Origin of the sequence: Rummeliibacillus pycnus, from assembly GCF_050459865.1 — a bacterium.
In the GTDB taxonomy this organism is placed as follows: domain Bacteria; phylum Bacillota; class Bacilli; order Bacillales_A; family Planococcaceae; genus Rummeliibacillus; species Rummeliibacillus pycnus_B.
Genome location: NZ_JBCMNM010000101.1, coordinates 1 through 9,266, shown reverse-complemented (window position 1 = coordinate 9,266; position 9,266 = coordinate 1). Strand labels below are relative to the sequence as shown.

9 protein-coding genes are annotated in these 9,266 nt (G+C 33.9%); 4 read left to right on the top strand and 5 right to left on the bottom strand.

The annotated features are described in order from the left end of the window. The first annotated feature begins 253 nt into the window (after positions 1-253). Positions 254-817: a flavodoxin family protein gene (locus ABE048_RS18055; protein ID WP_430312657.1), complete on the top strand. Its 564-nt coding sequence runs from the start codon at positions 254-256 to the stop codon at positions 815-817. A 162-nt stretch (positions 818-979) separates the two neighbouring features. Here the strand turns inward: ABE048_RS18055 and ABE048_RS18050 are convergent, their stop codons facing one another. Further along, complete coding sequence (locus ABE048_RS18050; RefSeq protein WP_430312656.1) at positions 980-2,407, bottom strand: MDR family MFS transporter; 1,428 nt, start codon at positions 2,405-2,407, stop codon at positions 980-982. Positions 2,408-2,520: 113 nt separating this feature from the next. Between ABE048_RS18050 and ABE048_RS18045 the strand changes: the two genes are divergently transcribed. Then, on the top strand, positions 2,521-3,432 hold the full coding sequence (locus ABE048_RS18045) for a LysR family transcriptional regulator (protein WP_430312655.1): 912 nt from the start codon (positions 2,521-2,523) through the stop codon (positions 3,430-3,432). 91 nt (positions 3,433-3,523) lie between these two features. Here ABE048_RS18045 and ABE048_RS18040 read toward each other — a convergent pair whose 3' ends face one another. From ABE048_RS18040 to ABE048_RS18030, 3 genes are all read right to left on the bottom strand, one after another. Continuing rightward, on the bottom strand, positions 3,524-3,826 hold the full coding sequence (locus ABE048_RS18040; protein WP_430312654.1) for a YunC family protein: 303 nt from the start codon (positions 3,824-3,826) through the stop codon (positions 3,524-3,526). A 154-nt stretch (positions 3,827-3,980) separates the two neighbouring features. Beyond that, the gene (locus ABE048_RS18035; protein ID WP_430312652.1) at positions 3,981-4,454 is read right to left on the bottom strand and encodes a glutathione peroxidase; all 474 of its coding nucleotides are present in this window, start codon (positions 4,452-4,454) and stop codon (positions 3,981-3,983) included. A 6-nt stretch (positions 4,455-4,460) separates the two neighbouring features. After that, a complete protein-coding gene (locus ABE048_RS18030; protein ID WP_430312651.1) occupies positions 4,461-4,904 on the bottom strand; it encodes a MarR family winged helix-turn-helix transcriptional regulator in 444 nt (147 codons plus the stop codon). A gap of 235 nt (positions 4,905-5,139) precedes the next feature. On the opposite strand from ABE048_RS18030, the gene ABE048_RS18025 reads away from it, so the two are divergent. Further along, positions 5,140-5,766 (top strand): RraA family protein, encoded by a 627-nt coding sequence (locus ABE048_RS18025; RefSeq protein WP_430312650.1) that lies wholly within the window; start codon positions 5,140-5,142, stop codon positions 5,764-5,766. 68 nt (positions 5,767-5,834) lie between these two features. Here the strand turns inward: ABE048_RS18025 and ABE048_RS18020 are convergent, their stop codons facing one another. After that, complete coding sequence (locus ABE048_RS18020; RefSeq protein WP_430312649.1) at positions 5,835-6,830, bottom strand: VanW family protein; 996 nt, start codon at positions 6,828-6,830, stop codon at positions 5,835-5,837. Positions 6,831-7,003: 173 nt separating this feature from the next. Here ABE048_RS18020 and ABE048_RS18015 point away from each other — a divergent pair, with 173 nt between their 5' ends. Then, positions 7,004-9,010 carry a catalase gene (locus ABE048_RS18015; RefSeq protein ID WP_430312648.1) on the top strand — a complete coding sequence of 669 codons (2,007 nt, stop codon included), beginning with the start codon at positions 7,004-7,006 and terminating at the stop codon, positions 9,008-9,010. Positions 9,011-9,266: the final 256 nt, after the last annotated feature.

Genomic DNA, 9,266 nt, shown 5'->3' with positions numbered 1-9,266 from the left:
TCGCTAATTCCACATCAACATAGATAGCTATACAAGATTTTTATTATAAATTTTCTTGGCCTATAAATGAACTTCACTGAATTAACACCGCACGAAGGAAATTCGAATGCATTTTCGAGGGGTCGCCGGGAAAGCGTTGCAATTACCAAAATTGAAAATCATGAAAAATTCATATATTTTATTTAAATTTTGCATGATGAAATTGATTCATTTACACTTTTTATATAATTATGTATTGGAGGAGAGTCAATATATGAGAATCACCTGTTTTATAGGTAGCTCGAGAGAAAATGGTAATACTGAAATCTTAACCGATATTGTCACAAAGGACATACAGCATCAAAAAATTAATTTAAGAAAATTAAATATTAAACCGATACACGATTTACGACATGATGTAAATGGTTTTCAACCTGTTGATGATGATTATGATCAAATTATTGAAGCGTTTATGGAAAGTGACTTGCTCGTTTTTTCTACACCTGTATATTGGTATACGATGTCAGGCTTAATGAAAAATATGGTTGATCGTATAAGCCATGCAATTCGAGATAACCGATATCCTCAATTTAGAGAACAATTGAAAACAAAAAATGCAATTGTGGTGACCGTAGGTGGAGATGATCCTTATATCAAAGGCCTACCTCTTATTCAACAGTTCAAATATACATTTGATTTCTTAGATATAAATTTCCCTGCATATATTATTGGGGAAGGCCATCGTCCAGGAGATATTTCACAGGATAAACAAGCAATAACACAAGCTAACTTGTTAAATGAAAAATTAAAAGAAGTCATAGCCAAAGGTTCATTTTAACTAAAGATAAAACTAAGATTATATATACAGAGACATTAAAGTAATCAATACGGAATATCAGGTAACCTTATGGGTACAAAAAAGTGCAAACTTTGTACATTAACATATGTATAAAGTCTGCACTTTCTAATTTTAGGTATAACATTTATATTCAAATAAACTCTATAAATTGTTTTGCTTCCTACTGAACATAAAAAAAGAAATAGGAATAGAGAAAACAAGAATGGCGAATGCTACTAGAAATGTGTCATTTGATGCTAGAAGAAATGCCCCTTGCTTCAAGGCTTCTCCAAATTTATGACCTTTCAGTTCAAGTAGATGCGTTTGTGTTCTAGCTGCTAAAATGCTACTAAAAACTGCAATGGACAATGCGGACACAGCTTGACGAAGCCAATTTGAAATGGATGTAGCATGTCCGATTTGTTCCTGTGGAATAACACTCATTGAAATAGTAGCGATAGGAGATGTTGCAAGACCAACTCCAATATAACGTACAATCATAAATAGTGTGATAGAAGCTATTGAAGTATTCATTTTCAACTCACTAAATTCCCATGTTGCAACACTTAATAGGACTGCTCCACATACAACAAACCAAGCTGAGTCAAATTTGCCATTGAATTTCCCTGTGATTATGGTGACTACAATCATAATCAATGCTCCTGGTAGCATGACAAAACCACTCATAAAGGAAGATGCTCCTTGCGCTTCTTCCATAAATAATGGAATGAGATAAACACTTGAGTAAAGCCCAATCGAAATAAGGCAATTTAAAAGAGTCCCCAGTACAAATTTGGGATATTTTAACACCCTTAAATTTAATAACGGTTCTTTCGCCATTAATTCTCTCCAAATAAAAAGAACGATACCAATAACGCCTAAAACTAATAATGCTATCGCAGAAGCAGAAGACCATCCTAATTCAGATCCTTTGCTAAAATACATTAAGAAGGAAACATTTCCAATCACAACTGTTAGTAGCCCTATTATATCTAATGAGACAGTATTTTCTTTTTTACTAGAAGGAATAAAGAAAATTGCACACAGTGTGGCAATAATTCCCACTGGTATACATGAGAAAAACAACGCCTTCCACCCAAATGAATTGGTCAATAATCCTCCCAATGTTGGCCCAATTGCAGGGGCAACCATAATAGATACCGTCCACAGGCTAATTGCCATTGCCTGTTTTTCTTTTTTAACTGATTGATAAATAATGGTCATTGTAGCTATTTGAATGATACCTGAACAGATACCTTGTAAAATACGAAAAATAATTAATGTGACAATATTTCCTGCTAAACCACATAATGCAGAAGAAATAGTTAGACCGACAAGAGCAAATACATATATTTGCTTATACCCAAATTTGTTTCCCAGAAAACCGACAACTGGAGCAACGGTTCCTATGGCAAGCATAAATCCTGTTAAAATCCATTGAACGGAATTTAAATTCGTATGCAGTTCCCTCATAATAGATGGTAATGCTACATTAACAGTACCAGAATTAATAAACGCTAAAAAATTGCCTAAAAATATAGCTAATATAATAAATAGATAACTATCTTTTTCTTCTTTAAGTTGTTCCATAATTACAACCCCTCATTCATTCTATATACCAGTATAATATAATGAATTATTATGTAAAATTATGATTTCTAATGTTAATATAAGTATTACTAATACCAAAAGGGGCATATTATATGAATCTAGAACAGATGGAGTATATTAAAGAAATCATCCATACACAGTCCATGTCAATAGCAGCACAAAATCTCCATGTTTCACAGTCTGCAATTAGTCAATCCATTTCATTATTAGAAAAAGAGTTAGGCATAAAACTATTTAAACGATCTCGTTTTGGAACAATGCCAACCGAGGAAGGCAAATCCATTGTTCATAATGCGTTAAAAATTGTGGAAAGCATAGAAAAAATAAAAGAAGATGCTCAAACCATTACTTCTACCTTTAAGGGAGAACTCAAAATAGCTGCCATACCAAGTTTAATGAATTTTTTACCTAAAACACTTACCCTTTTTAAAAAAGATTATCCTCAAATAAAAGTGACTATTATCGAAATGGAAAGTAAAAATATTCTAAAAAACATCAAAGAACATTCGTTGGATATGGGATTTACATCGATTAAAAAATCCTTTGAAAATTCTCTACCTGAGCACTTATTATTTAAAAAACTTGATTATAATGCATATTTTCAAGTGATTGTACCGAAAGATTCTCCCCTTGCATTTAAACAATCATTAACTGTTCGGGATTTATATGACTATCCTATTGTTTTATATACTAGTCAGTTTTGGGAAGAATTTATTTATTCATTAGTCGACAATGATAGTACTGTAAATGTACTATTCCATACGTCTAATTCAGAAGTCTTAAAAAAAACCGTTGCAGAAGGATTGGCCATTAGTGTGCTATCCAGTTATCTTTTGACAGATGATCCATACGTTGAAACTGGACGTATCATTCCCATATCTTTGGCTGACAATCATTTTGTACCTGATCTTTCTTTTGGATGCATCTACTCAGAAAAAAATCCACAACATGCATTAGTTAAAAAGTTTCAAGAATATGTAAGTAAATTAGTAAATGTAATCTAAACAAGAAGAGGTGCATTCTTAATCGAATGCCCCCTTCTATCTTTAACATTAATCTTTAATTACTCTTTTCCTTACATTCACCTAAGTATTTTTAAATCATTTTCAATAAAGCCTCTTCACCAATCATTCCCTTTGTAATTCCTAGTTCTTCTGCTTCAAACGTTACAGATTCTAACGGAGCGTGTAACAACTCTTCAATTGTTTTTACACCAACAGCCCTACCTGCAATAATTTTGCGATCTGCTAATCGTGCATTAAGAAGTCCTACATCTAACGCACCACACATAATGTAACCCTTGTCATTTGAAATGGTTAGCAATGTCGTCTTCGGTAAAAAAACTGAAACTGCAGTAAAGAAATGACCTTGAATAATTAAAGTCTCTGTTGAAACCATCCATTATCCCCTCCTCCATATATACATATGGAATTGGAAGAAAAGTGGTTCTAGAAATTTTATTTAATGAAAAACTTACCATTTATTAGGCCCACTATAACTTTTATGAAAGTGTGTCCTATATATTTGGAAATCTAACTTGTCGGTTTTCTTTCTATTTTAGTAGTTTTTGAACTTCTCCTTCAAAACTGCTTGGGTTATCTTTTGAACCGAAGCGTCTAACTACTTCTCCTTGTTGATCTACCAAAAATTTTGTGAAATTCCACTTTATACTGTTACCTAAAAAACCATTTGAATGTGATGTTAAATATTTGAATAATGGATGTGCATCCTTTCCATTTACCTTAACCATTTCATGCATTGGGAAAGTAACTCCATATGTTAAACGACATTGTTCAGCAGCTACTGTAGCAGAATCCACTTCTTGGTGGAATTGATTAGAAGGAAAACCTAACACCACAAAGTCTTCTTGTTGATATTTTTTATATAACCCTTCAAGTTCTTCAAACTGTGGGGTAAAACCACATTTTGTTGCGGTATTAACAATTAGCAAAACTTTTCCTTTATAACGATCTAGACTATATTCAGATCCGTCTTCTAGTTTGACATTGATATCATAAATACTCATTTTGAATCACTCCATCTCATTTAATTGTTCTAACAACTTGTTTAATTCATGTAATCGTGATTTCAGATCATCATCAATTGCTATTAATGCATCACATTGAGAAACTTTTTGGAGGATTTTATTTGTAATTACTTTCTCCTCTTTTTTTGCCTTTTCAGTTAATGATACAATCACAGCTCGCTTATCCTCAGTTGATATTTCCTTTGAAATCCAGCCCTTGTTTACAAGCTTATTTATTATGGGATTTAACGTCCCAATTCCTAAAGTTACTTTCTCACTTAGTTCTTTCACCAAAAGTTGATCTTGTTCCCATAATGCTAATAGCACTAAGTATTGCGGATAAGTTAAATCAAATTCTTCTAAAACTTGACGGTACAATTTAGTAAACTGATTCGATGCTTTGTAAACCTCAAAACAAAGTTGATTTTCTAAATTAAAAGTTTTACTCATTGATAACCTCCTTCAATTACATCGCATAAGATGTAATTAGTTTAATTTATATCTTACACGATGTAAATTAATTTGTTTTGGAAATGATGCTTATTCCCATTTTGATGGCGTTTATTATTTTCATCTTGTAATGAACCCTTTCTATCTTTAAAATCCCCAATTCTATCTGTCAGCTATTGTTTCTGTTAATTACCTCATTTAAAATATTAACCAATATTTCACAGGGAGGTTTAACATGATTAATATTGAAGAGTTATTACATACTTTACCAACAACTGCTATTTCTGATGCGCTAGCTGGAACAACTAATTTAAATGCCGCGATTAATCCTTTAATGGATCACTATCATATCGCTGGACGTGCTATTACAGTACGCTTACCAATCGGTGAAAACGGTGCGCTTTTAGAAGCAATTCGCATCGCACAGCCTGGAGCTATTTTAGTAGTCGACGCCAAAGGAGATACAAACCGTGCAGTTGCAGGAGATTTTGTTGTTTCGTTAATGAAAGGAATGGATATTCAAGGGCTTGTTGTGGATGGAGTGATTCGCGATATTCAAGCGATTCGCGATTTAGATTTTCCAGTTTTCAGTTTAGGCACAACAGTAGCTGCTGGCAATAAATTTGGTGGTGGCGTCATTCAAGTTCCTATCGCAGTAGGTGGGATGAGTATCCAACCAGGAGATTTCATCATTGGGGATGCTGATGGTGTTGTCGTTATTCCTCAGGCTCAAGTAAACGAAGTTGTTCAAAAAGCGTTAAAGAAAATAGAAAAAGATGAAGTACGTGCCCAATCGGTTGCTGGTGGTAAAGAAGAAATTATCGCCTATTTAGATCAAGCTTTAGGGAATGCAAAGGTATAGAAAATAATTTTAATTAAAGAAAACCCATCCATGTATCTTCTTGGATGGGTTTCACTACCTAAATCAATTTATTTATTCAATAATAATTTCTCTGCATTCGCTTTTGAAGTTCTTACTTCAATCGTTAATGAGCTCTTACCATAAATTGTTTTGATCAATAATGGAGCATCGCTCATATTTTGAAATCTAAAATCTAATGTACCATATGAAACAGTAGCATCCCTTCCTTTTGGTACGTAGCCTACATTGATTGAATGATGATGTTTTTCTAAATATTTTACCTGTATTTGGTCAATTGCATTAAAAAGTGTTGAAGATGTTTGGCAAACGCCTCCGCCAATTCCCATCACAAGCTTCTTATTGATGATTTCAGGGGCAGGTTGGTATCCATTCTCTTTCTCCCTCGGTCCAACAATCGTATTAAATGAAAAATAATCTCCTATCCCAACAATGACATTGTCCAATGCTTTTGCGGATAGTTCTATATTTTTATTTCTATTTTCTTTAGACGGATCAAAATAAGTGGTATAGGAAGCAACCGTCATTTCTCCAAATGTTGCGATTTCATCAGGATTATAATTACTATTGGTAATATATAATGGTAATTCAACCACTCCACCAATAAGGGAAGTCTTCAATATTTTATCTACAAGTTCACTTTCTTTTAGAACAACTAACGGATTACCTTTCAAAATCTCTCCATTCTCCCCTATTTTATCAAGCTTCATCCTTTGGTCATAACCAGGAGCCGTTTTCGTCCCACTTGCTAATTCTTTTGCCATTTCCTTTATTTTAATTTCATATTCTTCATAATTTGTTTCGAACCATAGCTCTTTTGGAGAAAAAGTTTTAATGACTTCGGAAGTATTTGGATCAACAATATTAATAACAGTTGGTTTTGTTTCTTCAGTCTTCTTATTTTTACGATCTTTTGCATTTGCTTCAAGTTGTTGATCGATCTCTGATACCTTCTTATCTCCCCGTTCCTCATGTACCGATGTTTCAAGACAACCTGACAATCCTACTGAACATATTAAAAATATGACAACAATCCATTTTTTCATCACAAACTTATTTCACACCTATCCATTAAATATTTTCACTTAGACATTCTATTCAAATCCTATTGAATCTGTGTGGACTCTTTTTTGACACATAATTTACAAATAACAAAATGTTTTATTACATGTAAAAAAGGCAAACAATAAACTATGGCAATCAATTTGGAGGTAACCATATGGCTAACAAAAAGGATGAACAATTAAAAAAGTTTACAATGAATAACGAAAATAAGGCTGATTTAACAACAAATCAAGGTTTAAAAATAACGGAGGATGAATTTTCTTTAAAAGCTGGTTTACGTGGGCCAACTCTAATGGAGGATTTTCATTTTCGTGAAAAAATGACCCATTTTGATCATGAGCGTATCCCAGAACGAATTGTTCACGCTCGTGGTGTTGGCGCTCATGGTATATTTCAGCTTTATGAATCCTTAATAGAATATACCAAAGCAGATTTTCTAACAGATACATCAAAAATTACACCCGTATTTGTACGTTTCTCCACCGTTCAAGGATCGAAAGGATCAGCTGATACAGTTCGAGATGTACGTGGGTTCGCAACAAAATTTTATACAGATGAAGGCAATTTTGATTTAGTCGGAAATAATATGCCCGTATTCTTTATTCAAGATGCAATAAAATTCCCTGATTTTGTTCATGCGGTTAAACCAGAACCAGATACCGATATACCACAAGGTGCAAGTGCTCACGATACTTTTTGGGACTTTGTTGGACAAAATCCTGAAACTGCCCATATGATAATGTGGCTCATGAGCGATCGTGCTATTCCTCGAAGCTTCCGAATGATGGAAGGCTTTGGTGTCCATTCTTTCCGTCTTATAAATGCAGAAGGAAGAGCACATTTTGTTAAATTCCACTGGAAGCCTAAACTTGGTTTGCATTCTTTAGTATGGGATGAAGCACAAAGAATTTCCGGAAAAAATCCAGACTTTCATCGTCAAGATTTGTATGACGCCATTGATCAAGGAGAATATCCAGAATGGGAACTAGGATTACAAATTATACCGGAAGAAAATGAACATCAATTTGACTTTGATATTTTAGATCCAACGAAAATCTGGCCAGAAGAAGATGTTCCTGTGAAAATAGTTGGGAAATTGACTTTAAATCGAAATGTTGATAATTTCTTTGCAGAAACGGAGCAAGTTGCTTTTCATCCTGGACATGTAGTACCAGGGATTGATTTCTCAAATGACCCTCTGTTACAAGGGCGTTTATTCTCCTATACGGATACTCAACTTTCTCGTCTTGGCGGTCCCAATTTCCATCAGATTCCCATCAATCGTCCTGTGTGTCCATTCTCTAACAATCAACGTGATGGCATGCATCAAATGATTATTCATAAGGGTCAAACAAGTTACCATCGGAATGCTTTAAATGAAAATCAACCTTCTCCGGTTTCAGCTGAGCAAAGTGGATATGAACATTATCAAGAAAAGGTGGATGGTCGAAAAATTAGAGGTCGTAGTAAAAGCTTTCTTGATTTCTTTTCTCAAGCAAAATTATTTTATAACTCGCTTTCTTCATATGAACAACTACATTTGAAAAGCGCGCTTTGCTTTGAAATTGGGAAATGTAAATCTGAAATGGTCAAAATTAATGCTGTTGCCATTTTGAATCATATTGATCGACAAATGGCGCAAGTAGTGGCAGAAACGATTGGTGTTCCATTACCTGAAGAAAATCATGAAGTAACATCTACTAAAAAGTCACCTGCACTTAGTATGTCCAATACAATTTTCAAAGCTGACACAAAAAAAGTAGCCATCATAGTGAATGGTATACCTGATGAATCCCAACTAAGAAAATGGATGATGAAGTTAATAGAACGCAAAGTAAGCTATTGCATCATTGATAATAAAATCCATGAGCTAAACCATATAGGAAAAGTTACTAAAACATTCGATATTGCCGACCCCACACTCTTTGATGCGGTATTGCTAATCAGTAATGAAACAGAAATTAAAACACCAACATTAGAGTTTATCGAAACATCATATAAGCATTACAAACCGATTGCTTTAGCCTTAAGCCATCCTAAACCTATCGAATACAGTCGTGTAAAATTAAATGCCCCTGGAGTGTATGATTTAACAAGCTCTATGATTGAGCAATTTATTGATGGCATTGCAAAAGGACGTTTCTGGGAACGCGTATTATAATTTCTAAGATATTATCATTGAATTTCGTAAGAATTAGCCCATCTGAGACAATCGTTTCAGATGGGCTATTTAGTGATGTATTCATACTATCGATAGTACCAAGACCCCATAAAAAGAACTGATTTCTTGAAACCATTTAATACTTATATTTAGTTAATTACGTTACGTAAAATTGACTTTTTATATTCAGATTTGGATGTTTCGCTACAGACAGGCGCTTTCCGTGGGCAAGCATTAAGCCTCCTCCTCACTTCGT